General features: G+C 31.1%; 21 protein-coding genes and 2 tRNA genes. 11 read left to right on the top strand and 12 right to left on the bottom strand.

The window, feature by feature from the left end; genetic code table 11:
* Positions 1–210 precede the first annotated feature (210 nt).
* The 4 genes from QLQ95_RS21175 to QLQ95_RS21160 all read left to right on the top strand — a co-directional run bounded on the left by QLQ95_RS21175 (position 211) and on the right by QLQ95_RS21160 (position 5,125).
* Positions 211–1,365: a M14 family metallopeptidase gene (locus tag QLQ95_RS21175; RefSeq protein ID WP_482501554.1), complete on the top strand. Its 1,155-nt coding sequence runs from the start codon at positions 211–213 to the stop codon at positions 1,363–1,365.
* Positions 1,366–1,442: 77 nt separating this feature from the next.
* Positions 1,443–1,922: an Lrp/AsnC family transcriptional regulator gene (locus QLQ95_RS21170; protein WP_008468989.1), complete on the top strand. Its 480-nt coding sequence runs from the start codon at positions 1,443–1,445 to the stop codon at positions 1,920–1,922.
* Between the two features lie 92 nt (positions 1,923–2,014).
* Complete coding sequence (locus QLQ95_RS21165; RefSeq protein WP_095931199.1) at positions 2,015–4,600, top strand: phosphoenolpyruvate carboxylase; 2,586 nt, start codon at positions 2,015–2,017, stop codon at positions 4,598–4,600.
* Positions 4,601–4,609: 9 nt separating this feature from the next.
* Positions 4,610–5,125, top strand: a complete 516-nt coding sequence (locus QLQ95_RS21160; RefSeq protein WP_482501553.1) for a DinB family protein — start codon at positions 4,610–4,612, stop codon at positions 5,123–5,125.
* Between the two features lie 141 nt (positions 5,126–5,266).
* Here QLQ95_RS21160 and recQ read toward each other — a convergent pair whose 3' ends face one another.
* From recQ to QLQ95_RS21130, 6 genes are all read right to left on the bottom strand, one after another.
* Positions 5,267–7,381 carry a DNA helicase RecQ gene (recQ, locus tag QLQ95_RS21155; RefSeq protein ID WP_095931201.1) on the bottom strand — a complete coding sequence of 705 codons (2,115 nt, stop codon included), beginning with the start codon at positions 7,379–7,381 and terminating at the stop codon, positions 5,267–5,269.
* Positions 7,382–7,524: 143 nt separating this feature from the next.
* Positions 7,525–7,938: a DNA primase gene (locus QLQ95_RS21150; RefSeq protein ID WP_172426943.1), complete on the bottom strand. Its 414-nt coding sequence runs from the start codon at positions 7,936–7,938 to the stop codon at positions 7,525–7,527.
* 8 nt (positions 7,939–7,946) lie between these two features.
* Positions 7,947–8,915, bottom strand: coding sequence for a deoxyhypusine synthase family protein (locus QLQ95_RS21145; RefSeq protein ID WP_095931202.1), 969 nt, complete (start codon positions 8,913–8,915; stop codon positions 7,947–7,949).
* A 103-nt stretch (positions 8,916–9,018) separates the two neighbouring features.
* Positions 9,019–10,422 carry a type III PLP-dependent enzyme domain-containing protein gene (locus QLQ95_RS21140; protein WP_095931203.1) on the bottom strand — a complete coding sequence of 468 codons (1,404 nt, stop codon included), beginning with the start codon at positions 10,420–10,422 and terminating at the stop codon, positions 9,019–9,021.
* A 303-nt stretch (positions 10,423–10,725) separates the two neighbouring features.
* Positions 10,726–11,793, bottom strand: coding sequence for a 3-dehydroquinate synthase (gene aroB / locus QLQ95_RS21135; RefSeq protein ID WP_095931243.1), 1,068 nt, complete (start codon positions 11,791–11,793; stop codon positions 10,726–10,728).
* Between the two features lie 138 nt (positions 11,794–11,931).
* Complete coding sequence (locus QLQ95_RS21130) at positions 11,932–14,628, bottom strand: O-antigen ligase family protein (RefSeq protein WP_482501552.1); 2,697 nt, start codon at positions 14,626–14,628, stop codon at positions 11,932–11,934.
* A gap of 186 nt (positions 14,629–14,814) precedes the next feature.
* On the opposite strand from QLQ95_RS21130, the gene QLQ95_RS21125 reads away from it, so the two are divergent.
* The gene (locus QLQ95_RS21125; protein ID WP_482501551.1) at positions 14,815–15,984 is read left to right on the top strand and encodes a proline dehydrogenase family protein; all 1,170 of its coding nucleotides are present in this window, start codon (positions 14,815–14,817) and stop codon (positions 15,982–15,984) included.
* A 192-nt stretch (positions 15,985–16,176) separates the two neighbouring features.
* Here QLQ95_RS21125 and QLQ95_RS21120 read toward each other — a convergent pair whose 3' ends face one another.
* A complete protein-coding gene (locus QLQ95_RS21120) occupies positions 16,177–17,967 on the bottom strand; it encodes an ABC transporter ATP-binding protein (protein ID WP_320495455.1) in 1,791 nt (596 codons plus the stop codon).
* A 262-nt stretch (positions 17,968–18,229) separates the two neighbouring features.
* Here QLQ95_RS21120 and QLQ95_RS21115 point away from each other — a divergent pair.
* Both QLQ95_RS21115 and QLQ95_RS21110 read left to right on the top strand, forming a co-directional pair.
* A tRNA-Val gene (locus QLQ95_RS21115) sits at positions 18,230–18,304 on the top strand.
* A 77-nt stretch (positions 18,305–18,381) separates the two neighbouring features.
* A tRNA-Tyr gene (locus tag QLQ95_RS21110) sits at positions 18,382–18,462 on the top strand.
* Between the two features lie 58 nt (positions 18,463–18,520).
* On the opposite strand, the gene QLQ95_RS21105 is transcribed toward QLQ95_RS21110, so the two are convergent.
* Positions 18,521–19,183, bottom strand: a complete 663-nt coding sequence (locus QLQ95_RS21105; protein ID WP_482501549.1) for a hypothetical protein — start codon at positions 19,181–19,183, stop codon at positions 18,521–18,523.
* Between the two features lie 252 nt (positions 19,184–19,435).
* On the opposite strand from QLQ95_RS21105, the gene QLQ95_RS21100 reads away from it, so the two are divergent.
* Both QLQ95_RS21100 and lepB read left to right on the top strand, forming a co-directional pair.
* Positions 19,436–20,017, top strand: coding sequence for an RNA polymerase sigma factor (locus QLQ95_RS21100; protein ID WP_482501548.1), 582 nt, complete (start codon positions 19,436–19,438; stop codon positions 20,015–20,017).
* A 188-nt stretch (positions 20,018–20,205) separates the two neighbouring features.
* Positions 20,206–21,810, top strand: coding sequence for a signal peptidase I (gene lepB / locus QLQ95_RS21095; RefSeq protein WP_482501546.1), 1,605 nt, complete (start codon positions 20,206–20,208; stop codon positions 21,808–21,810).
* A 63-nt stretch (positions 21,811–21,873) separates the two neighbouring features.
* On the opposite strand, the gene QLQ95_RS21090 is transcribed toward lepB, so the two are convergent.
* A complete protein-coding gene (locus QLQ95_RS21090; RefSeq protein ID WP_482501544.1) occupies positions 21,874–22,404 on the bottom strand; it encodes a hypothetical protein in 531 nt (176 codons plus the stop codon).
* Positions 22,405–22,558: 154 nt separating this feature from the next.
* On the opposite strand from QLQ95_RS21090, the gene QLQ95_RS21085 reads away from it, so the two are divergent.
* Positions 22,559–23,116, top strand: coding sequence for a hypothetical protein (locus tag QLQ95_RS21085; RefSeq protein ID WP_482501543.1), 558 nt, complete (start codon positions 22,559–22,561; stop codon positions 23,114–23,116).
* Positions 23,117–23,161: 45 nt separating this feature from the next.
* On the opposite strand, the gene QLQ95_RS21080 is transcribed toward QLQ95_RS21085, so the two are convergent.
* Together QLQ95_RS21080 and QLQ95_RS21075 are read right to left on the bottom strand one after the other, a co-directional pair.
* The gene (locus QLQ95_RS21080; protein ID WP_482501542.1) at positions 23,162–24,091 is read right to left on the bottom strand and encodes a DUF2268 domain-containing putative Zn-dependent protease; all 930 of its coding nucleotides are present in this window, start codon (positions 24,089–24,091) and stop codon (positions 23,162–23,164) included.
* A gap of 19 nt (positions 24,092–24,110) precedes the next feature.
* On the bottom strand, positions 24,111–24,590 hold the full coding sequence (locus QLQ95_RS21075; RefSeq protein WP_482501540.1) for a hypothetical protein: 480 nt from the start codon (positions 24,588–24,590) through the stop codon (positions 24,111–24,113).
* A gap of 144 nt (positions 24,591–24,734) precedes the next feature.
* On the opposite strand from QLQ95_RS21075, the gene QLQ95_RS21070 reads away from it, so the two are divergent.
* Positions 24,735–25,316 (top strand): HD domain-containing protein, encoded by a 582-nt coding sequence (locus QLQ95_RS21070; RefSeq protein WP_320493527.1) that lies wholly within the window; start codon positions 24,735–24,737, stop codon positions 25,314–25,316.
* A 21-nt stretch (positions 25,317–25,337) separates the two neighbouring features.
* Here the strand turns inward: QLQ95_RS21070 and QLQ95_RS21065 are convergent, their stop codons facing one another.
* A complete protein-coding gene (locus QLQ95_RS21065; RefSeq protein WP_320493528.1) occupies positions 25,338–26,369 on the bottom strand; it encodes an alginate O-acetyltransferase AlgX-related protein in 1,032 nt (343 codons plus the stop codon).
* Between the last annotated feature and the right edge of the window lie 4 nt (positions 26,370–26,373).

Raw genomic sequence — 26,373 nt, 5'->3', positions numbered from 1 at the left:
TAAATATAAAATTTATGTAAAGCTTTATAATTAACTGAAATTAATATATTTATGAACCTTAAATGAATTAAACAGCTCTATTAAAACAAGTTAAAGCGTAAATGGATAAATACTTTATAAAACTGTTTACAAATCTAAATTATTAAATTTTTCTTTTGTTTACAATTGTAAAAATAAAGATATTTACTTTTGTAAACTAATCAAAATACAATGAATTTAGAACAGCTTTTTACGCAATACAAAGAAAAGTCAATATCTGGACGATATCTTACTTTAGATCATATTAAACCTCTTTTAGATAAGTTAAATACAAATGGCCAAGTGGAGATTATTGGTACATCTGTTTTAGGAGGACCTATATATAGTTACCAAATCGGTACAGGAAAGATACGTGTTTATTTATGGTCTCAAATGCATGGTAACGAAAGCACAACAACTAAAGCTTTATTTGATTTCATTAATTTATTAAATGGCGATACTGATTTTGCTAAGCAAATGCTGGAGACTTTTACTTTCTACTGTATTCCGATACTTAATCCTGATGGAGCGAGACTTTATACACGAGCAAATGCAAATGAAGTAGATTTAAATCGTGATTCTCAAAACCTGACACAACCAGAAAGCAAAGTTCTACGCGAAGTATTTGAAAAATTTAAACCTGATTTCTGTTTTAACCTTCACGACCAGCGAACCATCTTTGGAGCAGGAACGACAGGAAAGCCAGCGACGGTTTCTTTTTTAGCTCCTTCTTATAATGAGGAAAGAGAAGTAAACGATAATAGATTAAAGGCGATCAATATTATTGCAGGAATCAATGAAGAACTGCAAAAATACATTCCGGGACAAGTTGGCCGTTTTGATGACTCGTTCAATATTAATTGTATAGGAGACACTTTTCAATTTTTAGGCGTTTCAACCATTTTATTTGAGGCTGGGCACTTTCAAGGTGACTACGAGCGAGAAGTTACTCGAAAGTTCATATTTTTCGCGTTAATTACAAGCTTCAAACTGATATCCGAAAACGATTTAGTTAATAATCGATTTGGTGAATATTTGAATATTTCACAAAATAACGTGGTTTTTTATGATTTTATGTATAAAAATGTCAAAATAAATTATGATGGTATCGAAATTATTACGAATTTTGTCGCACAATACAAAGAGGAATTAATCGAAAATAAGATTCATTTTAATGCTTACATAGTAGAAGTAGGTGAGCTGGAAAATTATTTTGGTCATTACGAATACGACGCAAAAGGCGCAGAATATTCGGACGATTTCCAAAATTTTCCAAAAACGGGTCAGAAAGCAAATTTTTATTTAAATAAAAATGTTAAATTTGTTAACGGATTAATAAAAAGTTAATTTTTATGTGAATTTGTTGTTTTTTATATATAATTTTATACTTTGTAATAGCAATTAGTAATATTAATTAAACAATTATGAGTAAATTTCGTTTAGATGAAGTAGATCACCAGATTTTAGATATGTTAATAGACAATACGAGAGTTCCGTTTACTGACATTGCAAAAAAACTATTGATATCTGCTGGTACAGTACACGTTAGAGTTAAAAAGATGGAAGATGCCGGTATCATCATGGGGTCTTCATTAGCCTTGGATTACGATAAATTAGGTTATTCATTTATTGCTTATGTAGGGGTTTTTCTAAATAATACATCTCAGACTAAATTTGTATTAGAGAGAATCAATCAAATTCCATTCGTAACTGTAGCTTCTGTAACTACAGGAAAATTCAACATCTTTTGTAAAATTAGAGCAAAAGATACTAAGCACGCGAAAGAAGTTATCTTTATGATTGACGATATTGATGGTGTTTACAGAACAGAAACAATGATTTCATTAGAGGAAAGTATAAACGATAAGAAGCGTTTGATGCATACTATTTTCAAAAATATGTAATAACTTTTCTTGAATGCTATATTAAAATATAACCTCAAGTTTATTCTTGGGGTTTTTTTATGACTAATTAACCAACCAACTATAACACGATTATGTATACGTTGCCAAAAATTGAGCGTTTTAATCAAGACGTTCTCTCAAAATACCACATTTATAATAGTGTTTTCATAACATTACCTTTTGACTCTATAGATAACACAGGGGTCTTACTTCCTTTATTTACAGAGACTTGCGAAACGGGCTTTAAAAAACAAGAAACACCAAAAGAAATCGTAGATTTCTTTTCTAATAAATTTTTAAACAATACTTCTGAAGATGAAAAAATCGATCTTATGTTTCGATTTATTCAATATATAGAACGTCAGATTGTATTGTTTGATGCCATTGAAGATGCTGCTTTTCCAGAAGTTAATAATATGGAAGGGCGTGGATCTCTTCGTGATATTAAGGAGAAATCTGATGCTAAAGAGAAAGATGACGAATTGGTAGAGTTTCTAGAAAACTTTAACGTTCGTACAGTTTTAACAGCGCATCCTACTCAGTTTTATCCAGGACCCGTTTTAGGAATTATAAATGACTTGACAGAAGCTATTCGTCAAAATGATTTGCTTCAAATTAAACAATTACTTGCTCAATTAGGAAAAACGCCTTTCATTCAGAAAGAAAAACCAAATCCTTATGATGAAGCAGTAAGCTTAATTTGGTACCTAGAAAATGTATTTTATGCTACTGCAGGAGAAATTGTACATTATTTGCAGAAAAACATTTTAAACGGAAATCCGATTCATAATCAATTAGTAAAACTTGGTTTCTGGCCAGGGGGTGATCGTGACGGAAATCCTTTTGTTACTACAGATATTACACTTAAAGTTGCAGATCGTTTGCGCACCTCAATTTTAAAGTGCTATTATGTAGAAATGAGAAACTTAAAACGCAAGCTAACTTTCTCAGGTGTAGATGATTTAGTAGCAGAACTTGAACATAAGCTTTACCGTTCTGTATTCTATTCTAAAGGAGATATCTTTATTACTTTAGAAGAATTATTGACACAATTAAACAAAATTCGAACTATAATTATAGAGAAACATCAATCTTTATATTTGGATGAATTAGATGCTTTTCTAGTAAAAATTAATTTGTTCGGATTCCATTTTGCGACTTTAGATATTCGTCAGAATAGTAAAATTCATAATGCCGTTTTCAAAGATGTGGTAGATTACTATTTGAATTCTGGTTCAGATGTTTTTCCTAAGAATTATTTCGAATTGACAGAAGATCAAAAAATTGATGTTCTTTCTAAAGTAAAAGGAAATCTAAATCCTGTTGATTTCGAAAATGAAATTACAAGATATACTTTAGAATCGGTGCAAGCCATTAAAACCATTCAGCAAAATAATGGTGAAGAAGGAGCAAACCGTTACATTATCAGTAATAACGAAAGCGCGCTGAATGTGATGGAAACATTTGCCATGATTCGTTTGAATAACTGGGAAAAACCAACAGTTGATATTATTCCGCTTTTCGAATCAGTAGACGATTTGCAAAATGCACATGCTATTATGGAACAGTTGTATACCAATCCAGAATATGCTAAACATTTGAAATCTAGAGGAAACAAACAGACCATTATGCTTGGATTCTCTGACGGAACTAAAGATGGCGGCTATTTAATGGCAAACTGGAGTATTTATCAAGCTAAAATTTCGCTGACTAAAATTTCTAGAGAATACGGAATTAAAGCTATTTTCTTTGACGGACGTGGTGGACCTCCAGCTCGTGGCGGTGGAAAAACACATAAATTCTACGCTTCTTTAGGTCCAAAAATTGAAAACAACGAGATTCAAATTACAGTTCAAGGTCAGACTATTAGCTCTAATTTTGGAACTTTAGATTCTTGCCGTTACAATATCGAAAACTTATTGAGTGCCGGTGTTACAAATCAAGTATTTAGTAAAGAGAAAAATGAACTAACAGCTGATGAAACTCAAATTTTAACGGATTTGGCTAATTTAGGTTATGAGAAATATTTAAGTTTCAAAAACCATCCAAAGTTTATTCCGTATTTAGAAAAAATGAGTACGCTTAAATATTATTCAAAAACTAATATTGGAAGCCGTCCTTCAAAAAGAAGTAAATCTGAATCTTTAGATTTTGCCGATTTAAGAGCAATTCCGTTTGTAGGTTCATGGAGTCAATTAAAGCAAAACGTTCCTGGGTTTTTTGGAGTAGGTTCGGCATTAAAACATTTTGAAGAATCTGGTCAATGGAACAAAGTAAGCGATTTATATCACAATTCATTGTTTTTCAAAACTTTGCTTGAAAACAGTATGATGTCATTAGCAAAATCATTCTTGCCTTTGACAGCTTACATGAAAAATGATCCTGAGTTTGGCGAATTCTGGCAGATTATTTACGATGAGTTCTCAGAAACAAAACGTCTTTTGTTGAAAATTGCTGATCATAAAACATTAATGGAAAATTATCCTGATGGTATTGCTTCTATTCAAATAAGAGAGCGTATTGTTTTGCCTTTATTGACAATTCAGCAATATGCTTTATTGAGAATCAATGAGCTAAACAAAGAACAAACTCCTGATGAAGAGTTGATTAAAGTTTATGAGAAAATCGTAACGAGATCATTATTTGGAAATACTAACGCAAGTAGAAACTCAGCTTAAAATATAAAAATGAAAGCAGCAGAATTATTAGACAATGAATATTCAGGTCATTTTGGTACTTATATCAAAGCGGCTGGTGATGGAATCTTAATTGAAGAGCTAGAAATTTCACTTCATGAATTTATCCGATTTGTACAAAATATTCCAATGGATAAATTTGATTATCGCTACGCGGAAGGGAAGTGGACCATTAAAGATATTATTCAGCACGTAATAGATACGGAGAGAATTTTTGCATATCGTGCTTTGCGTTTTTCAAGAAACGACAAAACGCCTTTACCAAGCTTTGAGGAAAATGATTATGCAGACAATACAAATTCAAACAGCAGAAGTATTCAAGATCTGCTTACTGAATTTTCAGCGGTAAGACATTCGACTTTATTATTTTACAAAAGCTTATCCGAAGAACAGTTGAAGAGAATTGGAACTGCGTCTAACAATCCGATTTCTGTTCGTGCTTTAGGTTTTGTAATGATTGGACATCAAAAACACCATCAGAAAGTTTTTGAAGAGAGATATTTGTAAAATATACTTTGTATATAAAAAAAAAACTGTACTTGAAAAAGTACAGTTTTTTGCTTTTAGAAACGTGAGCTTCGACTTCGCTCAGCCTGGAATAGATAGTTTATTAATTGGTATGTCAGGCTGAGCGAAGTCGAAGCCTTTTTATGCTGTTTGATGCTTTCTCTCCAGGAACGCCAATCCAAATCGAATTTTGTCATAAGACATTTTTTCTTCAAAATAATCGAAGTAAGGTCTTAGTGCATTTGGATTTTCTAATTCAATCTGAGCTTTTTCAATTTGAAGAATTTCCTCTTCAGAAACAAATTGACTTAAATCTATATCATTTCCGTCAACGTATAATTTAGCCAAATGAGAAATGATTGTAGTTTCGCCGAGATTTCGTTGCTCAGCAATTCCCTTCACAGAAAGTCCGGCTTGAAATAATTCTAACGTTTTTTTATAAGTATTCTCTTTTTTCTCTTTTTTGACAACCGATTTATTTCGCTGAAATTCAATTATAACATTTATAAAATCGGTTCCGTATTTTTCTAGTTTAGCTTTACCGACACCTTCCACAGCAAGAAAATCTTCATCAGACATTGGTCTTAAAACTTCCATTTGTCTTAATGATGCGTCACTAAAGATAACATACGCGGGAACTTCTTCTTCTTGAGCGATTTCATAACGTAATTTTCTAAGCGTTTCAAAAAGAGAATTTTTAGCAGCTTTTGGTTTTGCTTCTTTGGCTTCGTTTTTATCAATTACTTTTTTGACAACTGTTGTCAGTTTTACTTTTTCTCCTTCAAACAAAACTTTCTTCGCAAAGGGAGTAAGCAAAATTTTATTGTGCTGATGAAAAGCAATTTCACAATATCCTAAATTGATAAGCTGAATAAGATATTGATTCCAATCGTACCAAGAAACATCAGCGCCAATTCCGTACGTTTTTAGCTCTTGATAATTTTTTTCGTAAATATACGCGTTTCTCGAGCCTCTCAAAAAATCAACAATTACAGCTAGAGACTCAGATTCTCTTAATCGCACAATTGCCGACAAAGCCTTTTGTGCGAGAATCGTCCCATCGAAAAAAGTTGGCGGATTTTTGCAAATATCGCAGTTTCCGCAATTCTCAGTTACCAGTTCGCCAAAATAAGACAGCAGAATTTTTCTGCGGCAGCTTACAGCATCGGCATATTGCTTCATACGATCTAACTTTGCAAGCTGAATATCTGAGTTCAATCCTTCCGATGCAAATTTCTGCAATTGAATTACATCGGCGTAACTTTCAAACAAAACGGTTTCAGCTGGCAAACCATCTCGGCCCGCACGCCCAATTTCTTGGTAATATCCTTCTATATTTTTTGGAAGATTGTAGTGAATGACCCAACGAACATTTGATTTGTCAATTCCCATTCCGAAAGCAATTGTAGCGCAAACTACTTGACAATCGTCATTAATAAATTGATCCTGAGTTTTGGCACGTGTTTCATTATCTAGGCCTGCATGATATGCTTTAGCTTCAATTCCGTTCTTTTTAAGTTTTTCAGCAAGTTCTTCTGTAGTTTTACGACTCAAGCAATAAATTATTCCAGATTCATTGGGTTTGCTTTCAATAAAATCAATGATTTGCTTAACGCGATCTAAAGCAGGACGAACTTCTAGACTCAAATTTGCTCTATCAAAAGAAGCGATAAACGTTTTTGGATTCTTAAGATTTAATTGCTTGGTTATATCTGTTCGTGTTGCTTTGTCAGCAGTCGCAGTTAAGGCCAAAATTGGAGTAGAAGGGAAACGACTTTTCAAATAACCCAAATTAGTATAAGCAGGTCTAAAGTCATGACCCCAAGACGAAATACAATGTGCTTCATCAATTGCTATTAAGCTAATGTTCAACTCATTGAAAGCCATATCCAAATAAGAAAGACTTTCAGGCGCGATATAAACTAACTTAAAATGATTTGTTTTTAAATTATCAATATAATATTGCTGCTCTTGAGAAGATTGGCTACTATTAATAAAACAAGCAGAAATTCCGTTGGTTTTTAAACTATCAACCTGATCTTTCATTAAAGCGATCAAAGGCGATATGACAACTGTTATTCCTGGTAGAATTAAAGCGGGAAGTTGAAAACATATTGATTTTCCACCTCCAGTGGGCATAATTGCCAAGGTATCTTGTCCTGACAAAATGGTATTAATTATGGTTTCTTGATTGGGTCTGAATCTTTCGAAACCAAAATTTTCTTTTAGTGTAGTATGTAGAATTTCTGAAGTCATAGGCATATATTTTTTATCCAAGATTTAAATGTAAAAATAATCCTATAAAAATAAAAATATAATTTGGTTTTGTTTGTTTCTTATTCATCATAAAAAAAAGGAACTCCCAATAGAGTTCCTTTATTTATTAAAAAGAAAATGAATTAATCTTCATCGTCTTCGTCTTCTTCATCATATTCAGTATCTGCTTTGTCATCTTCATCGTCATCATCGTCACCACTGTCAGTATCTGGCTTATCAAGATTATCATCATCTTCGTCATCGTCATTGCTAATATCATCATCAAGATCAATACCTTTAACTGGCGCAATTGCATCTACATCAACATCTAAATCATCATCTTCATCGTAGTTTTCAATTCTGTCAGCAAGTTTAGTACTAATTTTCACCAAGTAAATTGTGTCTTCAGTACGAACTTCTACAGCTTCAACCAATTCGTTTTTAGCATTTCTAAAACGGATAACATCCGAATCATCATAACCATCAGGAAATTTTTCAACCAAAAGGTTTAAAATTTCGTTGGTAAGTTTGGCGTAGTCTACTATAACTCTTTTCATAAATTATCTTATAAATCTAATAAGTATGCAAAAATTAACGGCGCAACGATTGTAGCATCCGATTCAATAATAAATTTTGGGGTTTTGATGTCTAATTTACCCCAAGTGATTTTTTCATTTGGAACTGCTCCAGAATAAGATCCATAACTAGTTGTTGAATCTGAAATTTGGCAGAAATAACTCCAAAATGGAACATCGTGCATTTCCATATCTTGGTATAGCATTGGCACTACACAGATAGGGAAGTCACCTGCGATACCACCACCGATTTGGAAGAATCCAATTCCGTTTGAACTGTTTTTAGAATACCAATCCGCAAGGAAAGTCATGTATTCAATTCCAGATTTCATAGTAGACGCTTTTAATTCTCCTTTAATTACGTATGAAGCAAAGATGTTCCCCATTGTACTATCTTCCCATCCTGGAACGATAATCGGCAAGTTTTTCTCTGCAGCTGCATACATCCAGCTATCTTTTAGATCAATTTCATAATATTCTTCTAAAACGCCAGACAATAACATTTTATACATAAATTCATGCGGGAAGTAACGCTCACCTTTGTCATCAGCGTCTTTCCAAATTTTGTAAATATGTTTTTGCAAACGACGGAAAGCTTCATGCTCAGGAATACAAGTGTCTGTAACACGGTTTAATCCTCTTTCTAATAAAGCCCATTCGTCTTCTGGTGTTAAATCGCGATAGTTAGGAACTCTCTCGTAGTGAGAATGAGCTACTAAATTCATGATATCTTCTTCTAAGTTTGCTCCAGTACATGAAATAATATGCACTTTGTCCTGTCTGATTACTTCGGCAAAAATTTTACCAATTTCTGCTGTACTCATTGCGCCAGCCATACTTACCAGCATTTTAGCACCATCAGCTAATTGCTGCTCATAAGCTTTTGCAGCATCTACTAATGAAGCAGAGTTAAAATGCAAATAATGTTTTTCAATAAACTGACTGATTGGTCCTTTCATTTTTTTTGTTTTTTTTTTTGAATTAAAAAGTTTTAACCTTTTTGGATGTTCATGCAAATTAAGAATTTTTTAAGAAAAATTATTACTTAATGTGCCGTTTTTTTTACACCTTTTTTTTGTATCCTAAAATCTTTAAAACGTCGTCTGAAGTCTGTTGCTCTGAGAACACTTCGGTTGCCAGAATTCCATTTTCATCACGATCGATTAAAATATGTTTAGGTTGTGGAATCAAACAGTGGTGTAGACCTCCGTATCCTCCAATTGTTTCTTGATAAGCGCCAGTATTAAAGAATCCAATATACAAAGGCTTCTCTTTGTTATATTTAGGCAAATAAATGGCGTTCATGTTTTGCTCAGAATTGTAATAATCGTCACTATCACAAGTCAGACCTCCTAACAGAACCCGTTCGTAAGTATCATTCCAGCGATTTACTGCCAGCATAATAAAACGTTTGTTTATAGCCCAAGTATCTGGTAAAGTGGTAATGAAAGATGAGTCAATCATATTCCATTTTTCTCTATCATTTTGTTGTTTCTGATACAAAATCTGATAGATTGCACCACCGCTTTCGCCTACAGTAAACGATCCAAATTCCGTAAAAATATTTGGAACATCAACTTCGGCTTCATCACAAGCAATTTTAATCTGATTGATAATTTCATCAATCATGTATTGATAATCATATTCAAAGGCAAGTGAGTTTTTAATTGGAAAACCACCACCAATGTTCAAACCATCTAGAGTAGGGCACTCTTTTTTAAGAGCAATGTATACTTTAATACATTTTACAAGCTCATTCCAGTAATATGATGTATCGTTAATTCCGGTATTGATAAAAAAGTGAAGCATTTTCAGCTCTAATTTATCATTTTCCTGTATTTGTTTTTTATAGAAAGAAACTATGTTTTTGTAACCAATACCTAATCTAGAAGTATAAAACTCAAACTTAGGCTCTTCTTCGGCAGCAATACGGATTCCGATTTTGAATTTTCCTTTAATTTCTGCCTGTAGCAAATCTAACTCCTCGTAATTATCAATAATCGGAATAGTGTTTTTATGTCCGTTGTTGATTAATCTTGCAATGTTAGCAATATATTCATCTCTTTTAAAACCGTTACAAATTACATAAGTGCTTTTGTTGATTTTTCCATTTTCTAATAAATTCTCCACAATATTCACGTCAAATGCAGATGAAGTTTCGATGTGAATGTTATTCTTGAAAGCTTCATTCATAATATATTCAAAATGAGAGCTTTTTGTACAATAACAATAGTAATATTTTGCTTCGTATTTATTCTTTTCCATTGATTTTCTGAACCAAGCTTTTGCTTTGTTGATATTTTCAGAAATCTGAGGCAGATAAGTAAACTTTAATGGTGTGCCATATTGTTCAACCAATTTCATCAAATCGATGTTGTGGAACAATAGGTTGTCTTTGTTTAGTTTGAATTCCTCTTGTGGAAAGTAGTATGTTTGATTTATTAGATCAGAATATTTTGTATTCATTTATTTGTCAATGTTTAGAGATTGTAATTTTACTTAATGTTAGGCTTTCTGGGGCTTAATCTTAAATTCAAACTCTAATATTGGCAAATATAATTGGCAGTTTTTCATGCTCAGCTTTAGTACATTGGAAAACATCAAAACAAAACGGGCTTTTACTATTATAGAAACGGTTCAACATTCTTAATAAAGAACTATTGAGTCTGTTTCTGTAAGAGCTAAAGTGCCTTTGCTGATTCTTTGTTTTCATGGGGCAAATGTAAAAAATAATATATACCAAATGCAATGCTTTTGATTAAAAAAAGTTTAAGATTTATAATCCTCAAACGCTTCTAGAATCAATTTATTTTCAACGGATTGGTTAATTTTTATTTTTCCGATTCCTTCAATCAATGCAAATTGAATTAAACCGTATTCATTTTTTTTGTCGTGAATTAGCAATTCTAAGATCGGATCGATATCTTTTTCTTCAAAAATTACATCGTCATAAATGTCTTTAATCACTGCTTTAATCTCTCTATATTCTTCTGCAGAAATTAATCCTTTTTGAAGAGAAATATAACTTTCCAAAATCATTCCAACCGCAATGGCTTCTCCATGTAGTAAAGTGATTTTTTCTTCACTTTCTAGAAAATATCCTTCAATGGCGTGTCCTAACGTATGTCCGAAATTTAAAGCTTTACGGATGTTTTTCTCAGTTGGATCCTGAATTACGATTTCATTCTTGATTTCAACCGAGCGATAAATCAATTGATCTAATTCATCAAAAACAATTGATTTCAAATCTGAAAATTGTCTCCAGTACGGCGCATCATATATTAACCCGTGTTTTAGCATTTCTGCCAAACCAGAACGCATTTCGCTTTGTGGTAGTGTTTCTAAATATTGCGTATCAATTAAAACCATTTGAGGCACGTTGATAACGCCAATCTGATTTTTAAGATTTCCTAAGTCAACACCAGTTTTTCCTCCAACAGAAGCATCAACCATAGATAATAATGTAGTAGGGATATTAATGAAATTTACACCTCTTTTAAAAGTAGAAGCAACAAAACCACCTAAGTCTGTAACAACGCCACCTCCCAAATTAATAACTAGCGATTTTCTATCAGCACCAAGTTCTGTTAATATATTCCATATCTCGATACAAGTCTCAATGTTTTTATTGGCTTCACCAGCTTCAAATTCAATGATTTCGATCGCTAAATCTGTCTCTAATAAAGGAATAAATTTTGGCAAACAATGTTCATTAGTCTGATCATCTACGATTATAAATATGTTAGAATATTTATTCTCTCTCAAATGTTTATTTAAAGCTTCGTAAGCATTCTCATTAAAATGTACGAGATAATTATTGGCTTGAATAGATTGCATAATTCTTTTGTTAATTGAAAGCGCAAAATAAGGCATTTTTAACGTAATAATATTCAAACTTCTGGGCTAATTTGTTTTAAAATAAATTAGCCTATATCATTTAGCAGCTTTCTTAAATTCAAAATTTCGCCTGTATAGCTAATTGCATTTGTTAGCAATTAGTGCTTCAGCATCACGATAGCTTTTGCTTTTTGATATATGCAAATACTTACATGCATTACTATTGTCATTTTCTTGGAGATAACAAATTGCAAGGAAATATTCTGTTTTTCCACCATTTAAGCCCGGATACTTTAAAGCATTCAAAAGATAATTTATGGCTTTTTTTGACTGGCCGACTTTTAAATAATAGAAACCAATATTTTGTGCAGCGTAAATACTTTTTGGATCAATTTTTAAAGCTTTTTGGTAAGACTCAAGAGCTTCATCCATTTTTTTCTGTTCTTCAAATTTTTGTCCTTCTGTAATTAAATCTGCGATTAAAAGATCATTTTTACGCTTTTTTAATGCAGCTTCTTCTGCATCAGTATTCTGAATTTTAGACATTAATTGTTTTGCAGCAGAATAATTTTTCTCTTTTGCTAAGTTAAAATACTTAAGTGCATTAGCTTTATCATTTTCTTTTAAATAACAAATACCTAAGAAAAACTCTGTCTTTCCGCCATTTAAACCAGGCGATTTTAATGCTTCAAGAAAAGCATTTATTGCTTTTTTATTTTGCCCCTGCTTTAAATAATTAAATCCTATATTTTGAGATACGTACACATTTCTAGGATCAATTTTTAACGCTTTTTCATAGGAATGTAAAGCATTGTTTAAATCCGATTTGTTTTCAAAATTATGACCTCCAATTAGATAACTTGTAATTAAAAGTTCGTTTTTTTGTATTGTTAAGAGACTATCTTTAGGGAATTTCCTCAATCCTTCATCAATAAATTTAAGTAAATTTCGATAATTATAGCCTGAATATTGAAGTCCGCGAGCTGCAATATTCCATGTTTGAGGCATTGGTCTGTATTCCGAAAACAACTTATTCTGTTTTATTATTTCTAATGTGTCCCTTTTAGATATAGCAAATTTAATTGCATTATTAAATATGTCATAATTTCTTGGACGTAGATAAAAAGCTTGTTTTGAATAAATATAAGCACTATCAATATTTCCTTTATGTTTAGAAATGACTTGCTTGTAAAACTCAATACGTCCAGCATAACCATTAATTTTACTTGCTTTTGAAAAACAGTTAAGTGCCTTTTCGTAATTTTTCTCGCGTACATAATAAATTCCAGCATATTCATAAAATGACTCTGAACTACTAAGTGTATTGGGATATGCTGACATTTTATTCACTACTTCATCTCCGCTAAGAACACCTTTTGTGTTCATGTTTATATCGTCAAGAGCAATTAAGTATTCTAAGTTTGAAGCTTTATAAATTATAAAAGCAGAATAACTTGTTAGTAGAGATACTATAATTATAATTGAAACTGTAATTTTTAATGAAATTTTATTTGATGGCACGATTTGATCTATTTCAGTATTAGCCAAGCTCAAGGCTAAAATCAAACTAAAAAATATAGCCATTGTAGGTCTGTACATCGGGAAATTAAAGAAAGAATCTATACCATATGCAATTAGCAACATCAATGTTAAGATCGCAATAAGTTGCTTATCGGTGCTATTTGGCTTAATTATCTTTTTCAAATTAATAATTAAAAGATAAATAAATATAGAAAGGTAAATTAAACCATTAATAATACCTGTTTCAGCTAAGATTTCAAGAAAGTCATTATGGGCATGCAAAGAAACAGTTGAATCGTTAGAAGTAGTCCTTTCATAAGGAATGGATTCGACTTGATAATTACCTAATCCAATTCCAAAAATTGGATTTTTTTCGCTCATTTTAATTGCATTACCCCAAAATGTTAATCTAGCCTTTGATGAAGCGTCATCAGTATTAATCTGGCTAACTCTGTTCTCCAACGATGCATATCGTTCCTTGTCTTTAGATTTTTCAAAAATTGAATTTACAAATAATACAGCTATTAAAACAGGAATTATTAAATATATAATCCTTATGAAATTCGATTTACTAAGAGATCCTTTAAGTAGATAAATGATGTAGACAGTATAGATTAAAAAAAGATTTATTAAAGGAGTTCTTGCGCCAGTTAGAAAAATGACTGCACTTACTGAAAATAATGCGACGAGAAGGAACCATTTTTTATAACCATCGTAATAAGTTATTCCAAGCAATAAAAATGGAACTTTGATTGTAAGACTTGCTGCAAGTATATTTATATTTCCTGTATTTCCTTTCATTGCATGCAAAAGATCTATTATGGAAGCATGTCGCGGAATAATTATAAAATTGCATAATTGCAACCAAGCCTGTAAAAAAGCGCTAATACCTACGATTATAGTAATTTTATAAAGCAGATCTAGCTTGTCTTTCAGTAGAATAGTGAGATTTATAAATAAGCAAAATACAATTACTATTTCAGTAAATTTAGTATAAACTAGCGATGTGTTTTTTGCTGCAAAAAGAGATATTCCGCAAAGAAATACAAAAGCTAGATAAAGTTTAAAAAGGAAACTCTTTTTTAATATTGACAATGAGGTAATTGAAGTTATATCTGAATTAAAGTAAAAATAAAAGCCCAATAGCATATTTATCAGTGACAAATAAAGGAATTGAGGATTGATGATTTCTAAACTTTTAAAATAAGGAAAAAAGTCAATTGCGAGTAATGAAATAATAACTGTTAGAACAGTAAAGCTTGAGATGCTTTGCTTTCTTTTTGTTTCATTAAGTATTTTATCAATTGCATTCATAACACTCATTTTTTTGCAAAATTAGTAAAAATTCAAAGTAATTTCTTACTTATTTGGAAAATAATTATTCTATCGCATTCTTTAGCTAAAATTGATTTCTTTTTTATTGCTAAAATTGAAAAATATGATACCATTTAGTGAATAATATTCAAAACACTCTATATCTTTGCACAAAAACTAAACTTAATGGAAAAAATATTCGATAGCACACAAGTTGCGTTTTCGCTAAAAAGTGATACAGAACTTGATAGAGCTTATTTCCTTTTCAAAATGATTGACAGTGAACCTCTAGTAAGAATAGGAACTGCTGTAACAAATTTTGCAATTAAAGCTCATTTACCAGTAGAAGGATTAATTCGTGCAACTGTTTTTGATCACTTTTGTGGTGGTGTAAACGAAAACGACTGTCTTACTGTTGTAGATAAAATGTTTACAAAAGGCGTTTCGTCTGTTTTAGATTATTCTGTTGAAGGAAAAGAAGAAGAGGAGCAATTTGATGCTGCATTAGAAATGACTTTAAGAACTATTGATTTTGCTAAAGAACGTTTAGCAATTCCATTTGCAGTTTTTAAACCAACAGGTTTAGGTCGTTTTGAATTGTACGAAAAATTAGGAGAAAAACAAACTCTTAATCCCGCAGAACAAGCAGAGTGGGATCGAGTAGTGGCCCGTTTTGATAAAGTTTGTGGCGAAGCTCATAAAAAAGATGTTGCCTTATTAATTGATGGTGAAGAAAGCTGGATGCAAGATGCAGCTGATGATTTGGTTACCGATATGATGCGTAAATACAATAAAGAAAAAGCAATTGTATTTAACACTTTGCAAATGTATCGTTGGGATCGTTTAGATTATTTGAAAAAACTTCATGAGGTAGCGAAATCCGAAGGTTTTTATATCGGAATGAAACTAGTTCGTGGCGCTTACATGGAAAAAGAAAACAAAAGAGCGGAAGAAAAAGGTTATGTTTCTCCAATCTGTGTTTCTAAAGAAGCTACTGATATCAATTACGATAATGCTGTACAATATATGTTAGAGCATATTGAAAAAATGGCCATTTTTGCAGGAACTCACAACGAATTGAGCTCTTATAAATTAATGGAAATGATGGCCCAAAAAGGAATCGCTAAAAATGATTCTAGAATTTGGTTCGGACAATTATACGGAATGAGTGATAATATTAGCTACAACTTAGCAGAAAATGGTTATAACGTTGCTAAATACTTACCATTCGGACCTGTAAAAGATGTTATGCCGTACTTGATTCGTCGTGCAGAAGAGAATACTTCTGTTGCTGGTCAAACTAGCCGCGAATTATCTATGATTAAAGCAGAACGTAAACGTAGAAAAGGGAAATAATTCAGTTTACAGTTTAATATAGAAAAAGCTTCAATTAAAATTGAAGCTTTTTTATTCGAAATAAGTCAGTATTATTAAACCCGACAGTTTTTAAGAATCTTTCGGGTTTGTTATTTGAGATAAAAAAACTCCATTTGATTTTTAAATGGAGTTTTTTTTGAATTTGGATTTTATAAAAATTGGATTTTCAAATTAAGAGTTACTAAACTGTAAGTTGCTTAAATTCTTGTAAATTCCGTTTTCTAAGTTTATTAGTTCTTGATGTGTTCCTTCTTCAGAAATTCTTCCGTTGTCTAAAACTAAGATTTTGTCTGCATTTCTAATTGTAGAAAGCCTGTGCGCAATAATAATGCTTGTTCTTCCTTCCATCAGAACTTCTAGAGCTTCTTGAACTAGTTTTTCGCTTTCACTATCTAAAGAAGAAGTTGCTTCGTCTAAGATCAAAATGCTTGGGTTTTTAAGCAAAGCTCTCGCAATTGCGATACGCTGACGCTGACCTCCAGAAAGCTTAACTCCACGTTCTCCAACCAAAGTTTCAAATTTCTCAGGGAAACCATCTACAAAATTGAACGCATTAGCTTGTTTAGCGGCTGCTATAATTTCTTCTTCAGAAGCGTTTGGATTTCCATAAGCAATATTTTCTCTAATTGTTCCACCAAACAAAATAACATCTTGAGGAACGATACTCATATTTCCTCGAAGATTTTCTAAATCATAATCGTAAATATTTTTTCCATCAACTAAAATTTCTCCTGAAGTTATATCGTAAAAACGCAATAAAAGCGAAGAAATAGTAGATTTTCCGGCTCCACTTGGTCCAACGATTGCTATTTTCTGGCCGAATTCGGCATTGAAATTCACATCTTTTAAAACCTGAACTTCCTTTCTTGAAGGATAACTAAAAGCAACGTTATTGAAAGCTACATTTCCTTTTATTTTTTCAACTGCCGAAAGTCTTGGCTTAGCATTGATTTCTTCTGGAGTTTCTTCTAATAATTCAAAAACACGCTCTGTTGCGCCAACTGCTTTTTGAATTTGCGCGTACATTTCTGCAATTCCACCAAAAGAAGCACCAATAAATGTAGTATATAATACAAACGAGATTAAATCACCAACACCTTCAACTTCTCCTTTAATCGTTAATGTGATTCCGTACCAAACAACAGCAACAACACATCCGAAAAGGCAAAGAATAATAAACGAAGCAAAATAACCTCTGTATTGACCACCTTTAATAGCGATTTTTACAATTTCTCTAATTTTGTTTTTATAACGCTGAATTTCGTACCATTCGTTAGCAAATGCTTTTACATTGCTAATTCCTTGCAGTGTTTCTTCAACTATAACCTGGCTTTCGGCAACTTTATCTTGTGTTTTTTTTCCGTATTTACGAATGAATCTTCCAAAGATCACAGCAGCAACTGCTACAATAGGTACAATTGCCAGCATCATTAAGGTTAATTTTGGACTAATGCTTCCTAAGATTACAAAACCTCCAATAATTAAAATAAACTGACGCAGAAACTCAGCAATAGTGGTGCTAAATGTATCTTGCAATTGCGAAATATCGGCACTGATTCTACTATTAAGTTCTCCAACACGTTTTTGAGAATAAAACGACATGGGTAATTTTATCAGATTCTCATATAATGCAAAACGAATATTAGAAAGAGAGTTTTCGGTAAAATTTACAAACAATGAAATTCTAAAAAACGAGAAAATTGCCTGAAGTGTGAGAATCACCATTAAACCAAGTGCAATTTCGTTTGCTTTAGAAAGATCTTTATTCGTAACGCAATCAACCAGCATTCCCATTAATTTAGGAAAGGCTAAGGCAGTGGCGCTTGTTAAAAATAAGAAAATCAAGCCTAGGAAGAATTTCCATTTGTGATTTTTAGCGTATTTAAAAATTCGGAGAGCTTTTTGTAGGGAGTTAGAGTTTAATTTAGCTTTAGGTAAATCATTTTCTTGAAATCTTGCCATTTGAATATACAATTAAGGTACGCAAAGGTATGACTATAGCAAATGAATACAAAAAGAATATCTGGAATAAGCTTTCGACTAATCAATTTTTAACTAAAATTTAGAAATTGCAGATTTTTTCTTTTTTTTAATTCGCTGAAAAATAGTTTTCTAGATGTTTTTATTGAAGTTTTTTTACTTTTTTCAAAAAAAGGCTTGGAAATATAAAATCTAGCTGTATATTTGCACTCGCAATCACAAACGATAGCAGCCTAGTAAAATAGGGCGATTAGCTCAGCTGGTTCAGAGCACCTCGTTTACACCGAGGGGGTCGGGGGTTCGAACCCCTCATCGCCCACAAATAAATCCTTAAGAAATTAAGGATTTTTTTTTGAATTTCGTGAATGCAATAAATTGTAATTTGCAATCAGATTTGGGGAGATACTCAAGCGGCCAACGAGGGCAGACTGTAAATCTGCTGTGTGAACTTCGCAGGTTCGAATCCTGCTCTCCCCACAAAGAAACGAAAAGCCTGTAAGTCTTTTGATTTACAAGCTTTTTCTTTTTTAGTAGCTTACTTTATTTCTATATTTCCGCACAGAATTTCTTTATCTCTTATTTTATAAAAAAGATTTTGTCCCTTTAAACTAAGTTCTGTTCGCAAGACACCATATTTATCTCCTCCAATCAAACGAAACGTTACAACATAAAATGCAGTTGATTCTTTTGGCTTAATAGTCCTTTTTAATAAAGATGGTTTATCAATATTCTTATCAAAAAAAGTTTCTAAGTTTGTCAAACCATAATTAAACAAAGGTATTTTCTGAATTGTCATCGTGTCAGATGGAATCAATGTTTTGTAATATTTTCCAGGCAGAGTAGGAATCTCATAAGAATCTATAGGAAAGTTAATTTTCAATTCAATAGAATCATCTGTTTCATTGATTATTCGAGTCCAAAATACAGCATAAATGTATTCGTTTCCTTTAGGATCAGTATATTTTATTCCGCCTTTGGGCAGGCTATTTTGTACTATTAGACTTTTGTCTTTAGAATTAGTATATACATATTTAGTATAAATGCTCTTATCAATATTACTATTAGATTTTTTATTCTTTTCTGTATTCTTTACTGATTCTAAAGTTTGTTTATCAACAGTATCAAATCCTGAATTAATATCTTTCTTACAGGAAAAAAGTACGGTTACTAGTATCAGTAGTATTGTTGTTTTATTCATTTTCTGTAAATAATAAATTGATTTCTATTTCAAGCAATTTAAAAAATATTTCAGGTTAATACATTAACCTTTTTAATATAAACAAAAGCCCTATAGCAAGAACAGTTAGAAATGTTAGGTTTATGATTTTTGGAGGAAACTGGAATTATATAAAAAAAGACCGTATTTTGATACTTTAAAGTCTTAATAGGCAAAAAGATACATTCAATTCATCTTTAATTTTGCAACTCCAAAAATTAGAAATTTGATGTTATGACTGAATTGAATATACCTGACTCTTTATTGATAAAAAAATACGTAGAAGGTAACGAAGAAGCGCTCTCAAAATTAATTAACAGACATAAATCTAGAATATATGGTTTTATATACTCGAAGATTAAGGATACAGATATTGCAAATGATGTTTTTCAAGATACGTTTGTTAAAGTAATTAAGACACTTAAAAGCAATTCTTATAAGGAAGAAGATAAATTCGTTTCTTGGGTTATGAGAATTTCTCACAATTTGATTATGGATCATTTCCGTAAAATAAAAAGAATGCCAATACAAAGAGATACTGATGAATTTTCCGTTTTTTCTATTCTATCTGATAATTCTCCAAATATTGAAAATAGAATAATTACAAACCAGATTCAAATTGATTTAAAAAAACTGATAGAAGAACTCAATGACGATCAAAAAGAAATAGTTGAAATGCGATTATATCGTAATATGAGTTTTAAAGAAATATCTGAAGAGAAAGAAATTAGTATAAATACAGCGTTAGGAAGAATGCGTTACGCAATAAACAATTTAAGAGCAATTATTAAAAAAAATAAGATTACACTAACATAGAAAACTTATTCTACATTAGTATAAATGGCGTTGGACTAAGATTACCGAATTAACTGAGAAAGGCAATTAAATTCTAAATTTTAGTTGTTTGTGTTTTAGTATTTGTAACAAATTATACAAAATACTACTTATACTAAATCAATATATTTTTAGTATAAAAAGAAACAACCAATTAAACCCTCAAAAACATGAATTTATCGCAATGGCTTATTTTTATCTTAATCGTTCAAATTATCCATGGATTATCTACTTGGAAACTTTATGTAAAAGCTGGCAGAAAACCGATAGAGTCATTTATTCCCATTTACAATTTAGTTGTAATGATGAAAATTATAAAACGTCCTCTTTGGTGGGTATTATTACTTTTTATTCCGATAATTAATCTTTTGATGATCCCTGTGGTTTGGATCGAATTTATTAGAAGCTTTGGTAAAAACTCCACAAAAGATACGATATTGGTTTTGCTAACATTTGGCCTCTATATTGCATTTTTAAACTACGCTTCAAAAGATGTATCCTATATCGAAAATAGAGATTTACGGCCAAAATCCAAAACGGAAGATACATTAGGATCTCTTGTATTTGCTATTATTGTTGCGACATTGGTTCATACCTATATTATCCAGCCCTTTACAATTCCGTCTTCATCTCTAGAAAAAACATTGTATACGGGGGATTTTTTGTTTGTCAGTAAAATTAATTTTGGCGCACGAGCACCTATGACTTCGGTTGCATTGCCGATGGTTCATGATTCGATTCCTATTTTGGGTTTGAAATCTTATTTATTTAATGATGATTTTACTAAAAAGGAAACCTCATTATTGAATAAGTTTCAGTTGCCGTATTTTAGATTTCCAGCCTTAGAAGAAATCAAACGTAATGAAATTGTAGTTTTTAATCAACCTGCAGATACTTTGCGAAATATGGATAATTTTAATCCTGATCGAAACTATTACAAACCAATTGACAAAAAAACAAACTTAGTTAAACGATGTGTTGGAATACCTGGTGATACTCTAGAAATTCGCGACGGAAATATTTATATTAATGGCAAAATATCAATATTGCCAAAAAGCGCAAAACCTCAATATAATTTCCTAATTGACACAAAAGGGCAAGCCATAAGTCAGGATGAGCTTAAGTCTTACGGAGCAAGAGAAGGTTTGAGATATGACAACGGCTATTTTGCATTAACCAATACTGGAGCATATTTTTTGACTCTAACAGATGATGAAGCTAAGTTAATGGCAAGCAATCCTGTTGTAAAAAGCGTTAAAAAACAATTGACACCAAAAGGCGAAGATGGAAATGTATTTCCTCATATCCGATCATTGGGTTGGAATATCGATAATTATGGTCCGATTTATATTCCGAAGAAAGGAAAAACCGTAAAATTAAATATGGAAACGCTCCCTTTTTACAAACGAATTATCGAAGAGTACGAACACAACAGTTTAAATATTAAAGGCAACCAGATTGTAATAAACGGAAAACCAAGCGACACTTATACTTTTAAACAAGATTATTATTGGATGATGGGAGATAATCGCCAAAATTCTCTAGATGCAAGATTCTGGGGATTTGTTCCTTTTGATCATGTAATTGGAAAACCCGTATTTATCTGGTTTAGCTGGGAGAAAAATGCTTCTGGCATTAATAAAATAAGATGGAATCGTGTTTTTTCTGTAACAAACGGAAACGATGAGCCTAAATCGTATTTAATTCATTTTTTAGTCATTTTAGGCCTTTTTATGATAGCAAACAAATTGATGAAAAATAGAAAAAAACAATAGGTTTTAAATACAAAAAAACTCCTTAAGAAATTAAGGAGTTTTTTTATGCTATATTTTTAAGCTTTATACCTCTATTTGTTTTGAAAAGAAATCATCTATTGTTACTTTATGTTTTGGCAAAGCATAATCAATTACTTCTTCTCTCATCTTATTATATTTTTCAATATGATTTCTCAATATTTCCTCGTCACCATACATTTTTGAATACTTCTGTTTTGCCATTTGCATAATTTTAGAAATATCGTTTAGCTTTAAATAAATAATTTCAGAAAGTGTATAGTTATTAATTTCTAGGCACCCTTCAAATTCTTTAAATTGATTAAGATCTCCTATTCCTGCTGTAAAAAAATTCATTTTTCCCTTATAAATCATAGATAACCAAAATGGTTGCCATAATGCTGTCGGAATCAATTCTCCGTTGTCTATATAGCTATTAATTTTAGTTGCGATAGCATGATCACTCTTTAAGAAATCATTTTTAATTCGGTCTCCTGAAATAATATTTAACTCTTTTTTAGAATGTAGAATTTCCTCGACAGAAGGATATACAACTTCAGATATATTAAAACGAAAAATTATTTTTACTTCAGTCATTTTACTTTTGCTTTCATCTTAGCGAAAATAGGAATTAAAACGTTGATTTTTACAAATCGTCAATTATAGAATAGTTCCTATATTGGCAACAAAATGATTTACATTTATCTCACTTTTCAACTTAAATCTCAGATATAAATTTTAAACTTAAAAATTGGCGAAAAAATCAAACCGAAATTGGTATTTTATATTTATAGGAATTCTGATGTTGTATTTTGGGTTATCTAATAATGTGACATCCAAAAGAACAGAATTGCAAAAAATTACGGTAGAACTGGAAAACGACATCGCCAGTGCAAAGGGTAGAAGCACTGCCGATTATAAATTTTGGACAAAAACCTTTAAGAATCGATTTAATATTTTAAATGCAAGTGTTTCCAAAGACAAACAGGATGCTGTAGCAAATTTAAAAAAGGGCCAAAAGGTCGATTTATTAATCAAATCATCAGATTTTCAAAGTCTCTCTGAAGGCAAGAATGAAATTACGGTAATCGGCCTTAGTTTAAATGGAAATTCTTTAATGACACCTGATGAATTTTACTATAATCGAGAGTTATATAAAATTCGACAAGGCTTATTTGCGCTCTTTTTAGGCTTTATGCTACTATTAAATGGTTTGGCAAAAATTCCCCAGAAGATCAATTATATTCTTATTGGAATTTTTATTGCAGCCATAGCCATTATGCGATTTTTTGAGATAGGTATATATTAATTTGTTTAAGTTTTAAGAGAAGAAATGGTTCTTTACCTAAGTGCGTTATTTAAAAAACGCATCAAAACTTTCTTTTTTAGATTTTTGATACTTTTCGATATAAGTATCTAGAAAACCGCTTTGCTGCAAGAATAGCAATGGATCTTTTATATTCAGAATTTCGTCAATTGCTTTCTGTTTGTCTTTTTGTTTATTGAAATAAGATTCTATTATTTTATAACCCATCCAATATCCCAAGTCATTTGGTCTATCATCTTTTTTGGTAGTTCCATACAGCCAATCTAGATAGTCTGTATTTTTTAACCTTGATACAAATTCTTCGCATAATTTACCTTTATGCTGCGCTCCATATTTATAAGAAAACGAATTAATTGATTCTCCTGAAATAAGTTCACCAATAAAATCTGCGCCACCTTCCATCAGGCACCATTTCAAAAGCATATCTTTACCGGTTATATTTTGCTGATAATGTATGAGTTCGTGAGCAATTAAGCCAGAAATTCCATCTAGATTTTGAAGCATTTCGGTTCCAACAATAACTCCCTCTGGAGCAGAAGTTCCACCTGAATTAAATCTTCCGTAAACAAAAAAAATAGGAGGGAATTTTGCCTTTGGATACCAATATTTCAATGCACTATAAATAACTCTTACACGCTTTTCTTTAGAAGAAAGATCGTTTAAAACATTTCTTGTAAGTTCATACTCTGCTTTTCTTTTTTTTACCACTCTAAAAAGAGAATCGGCATTGATTATTCTGTTTTCAGTAAAAGCTTTAACACCAGGAGAACCTTTCTGCATATATTCAACAAATGGATTTTCTTTTGATTTGTCCATTTTGTCGAAAGCGATCCAGAAATTTTCTGAATCTCTTGTTTCAAAAACAGCATCTAAAGGATTGTCTGAAAAGTTATTTTGTCCAAAAACGGGATTTTGGATATAAATCAAAGCAAATAGAAGAATAAACTTTAGTTTCATATGTTTCTTTAAGATTGGTTTATATTTTTCTAAAATTAAACACGTTAGAATAATATTCTTTCTTTTTATCTTCTACAATCAGCAAGCTATTAAAATATGTTATTTCAAATCGGCTGCTTTCTAAAAATAAATGTTTAAGTCTATAATTGTAGTTCAGTTCTTTTTTAATGAAATTAATTATATTCAGAAATTCTTCTTTTTCAATTTTAAAGCATTCATCAATATCAATTGGTTTTCCTATGCTATAAATCACTTCAATACTATTATTTTGTCTTTTGAACAAATCCAAACAAAACTGATAAACAGCTACTTTTGGTATTAAAATGGTTTTTTCGTCGAAACGAAAATTATACGTAATTCTAAAATTGGCTTCATCTTCAAGCTGAACTCTAATTTTATTCATTTCATTTACCAAAATGACTGAATTTGCAAAAGTGTCAAATTTGTATTTGAAATTCTCCGATAAAATTTTTAAGTTTTCTATAATAGTTTCAGCCATTAAAACAGATTTAATTTTTCTTAATTTTCAATGCTAATATATAAATAAAACCTCGTTAATTTAATTTTAAACTTTAAACGATTGCAGATCTTTAGAAAAAGCAATACATTACAATAATATAAAAACCTATAATAGACAATAAAAATGAAAGAGCAAAAAGACTGGTCAATAGATGAAATTCAGAATGTTTGGAAGCTGGTTTCAAAACTTCATAACGGACAAAAATATGGCGGATTTAATGAGGATGAACAAGTTGAATATCTGAATCATATCGGCGGTGTTGTTTTTGAGATTATAAATGCTGCGCGATTTACAGAAAACATGAATGTTGATCTGGCAATTAAATGCGCGATGCTTCATGATACCATAGAAGATACCGAAATGAAATATGAAAAAGTGATCGACTTATTTGGCAGTCAGGTTGCATCTGGAGTTCTTGCTTTAACCAAAGATGATAAAATCAAAGATTCTTCAGAAAAAATGATGGATAGTTTAAGAAGAATCAAACAACAGCCCATAGAAGTTTGGGCAGTTAAAATGGCTGATAGAATTTCAAATCTATACGAACCACCTTTTTATTGGAATGATGATAAAAAACTAAAATACATTGCCGAAGCAGAAACTTTATACAATGAACTGAAAGACGGAAACGAATATTTAGCGAACCGATTGAAACTTAAAATAAATGAATATCATCGGTTTCTGAGTTCAAATCAATTCGTATAATAGAAAAACTCCGCAATTTCTTTATTGCGTATTAATTCTTTTCTTTATTTCATCTGCAATTAATTTTGCCGCTACAGGTGACCAATGGGTGTCAGCGAAATAATATATATCTTTTTTGCTTTCCATATTTTTTAACAATAGCTCTTTTGAATCTATATAAATATAATTCTTACTAAGTTTATTTAAGTTTTCAAAGAAAATCGGTTTTTCAAAATTCGTCTTATCTGCAATGTACGAATAATACATGTCGTATTTATCGGGCGCTGGCAATACAATTAATTTTACATTTCTCTGTTCAAGTTGTTTTGCTAAAAAATTCAATTTATTATTAAGACTTTCAACCTTTGCCATTGTATTATTTCTTTCTAGTGCATAAAGATCTCTATTGTAAAAAAGCAATTTACTCGAATTATTACTAAATAAATTATTGTTATTAAGTTCAAGATTAAATACTTCATTATTTGATAAATAATTCTTTTTAAAGAAAAACTTCGGAAATGTAAACGGAAAATTTAAAGTTGTTTTAGAAAATAATTCATAACGATAGCTTTCATGTTTTGAATGGTGATTCTTAATTAAACTATCAATTTCACTAACATATATTTTTTGCTCAATATCAGTATTTTCTGCGTTATAGATAATATTTCGCTCTATATTTTGAAGTATGACATAATCTATTTTATAGGTTGAAAAAAAATCTCCATTTATTAATTTTACGATGGTTTGAAATTGATTCTCAGCCCTAAAAGTATCAGCATTTAATACGCTGAAATGGTCTGCAAGCATATTGTTGTACCCAATAGATCCTCTATTGGAAAATGAATCTCCAATAGTTAAAATTTTAAACTCTTTATTTTGGGTTTCAGACAATAATTCAAATTTTACTTTACGATTAGAATCAAGAGCTTTCATATAACCTTTGTCGATATTGGGTATGTAACCTACACGTAATAGATCCGGATTTTCTGCATCAGAATAAAATGAAAATGTAACTATATATAAAACAAAAAAAGGCAGGGTAAATGGCAATGTTTTTAGAATAAACTTTTTCATAAAC

The organism is Flavobacterium sp. B330r (genome assembly GCF_056824325.1).
Note: the sequence above shows the minus strand (reverse complement) of the source record. Positions and strands in the feature narration are given on the sequence as shown.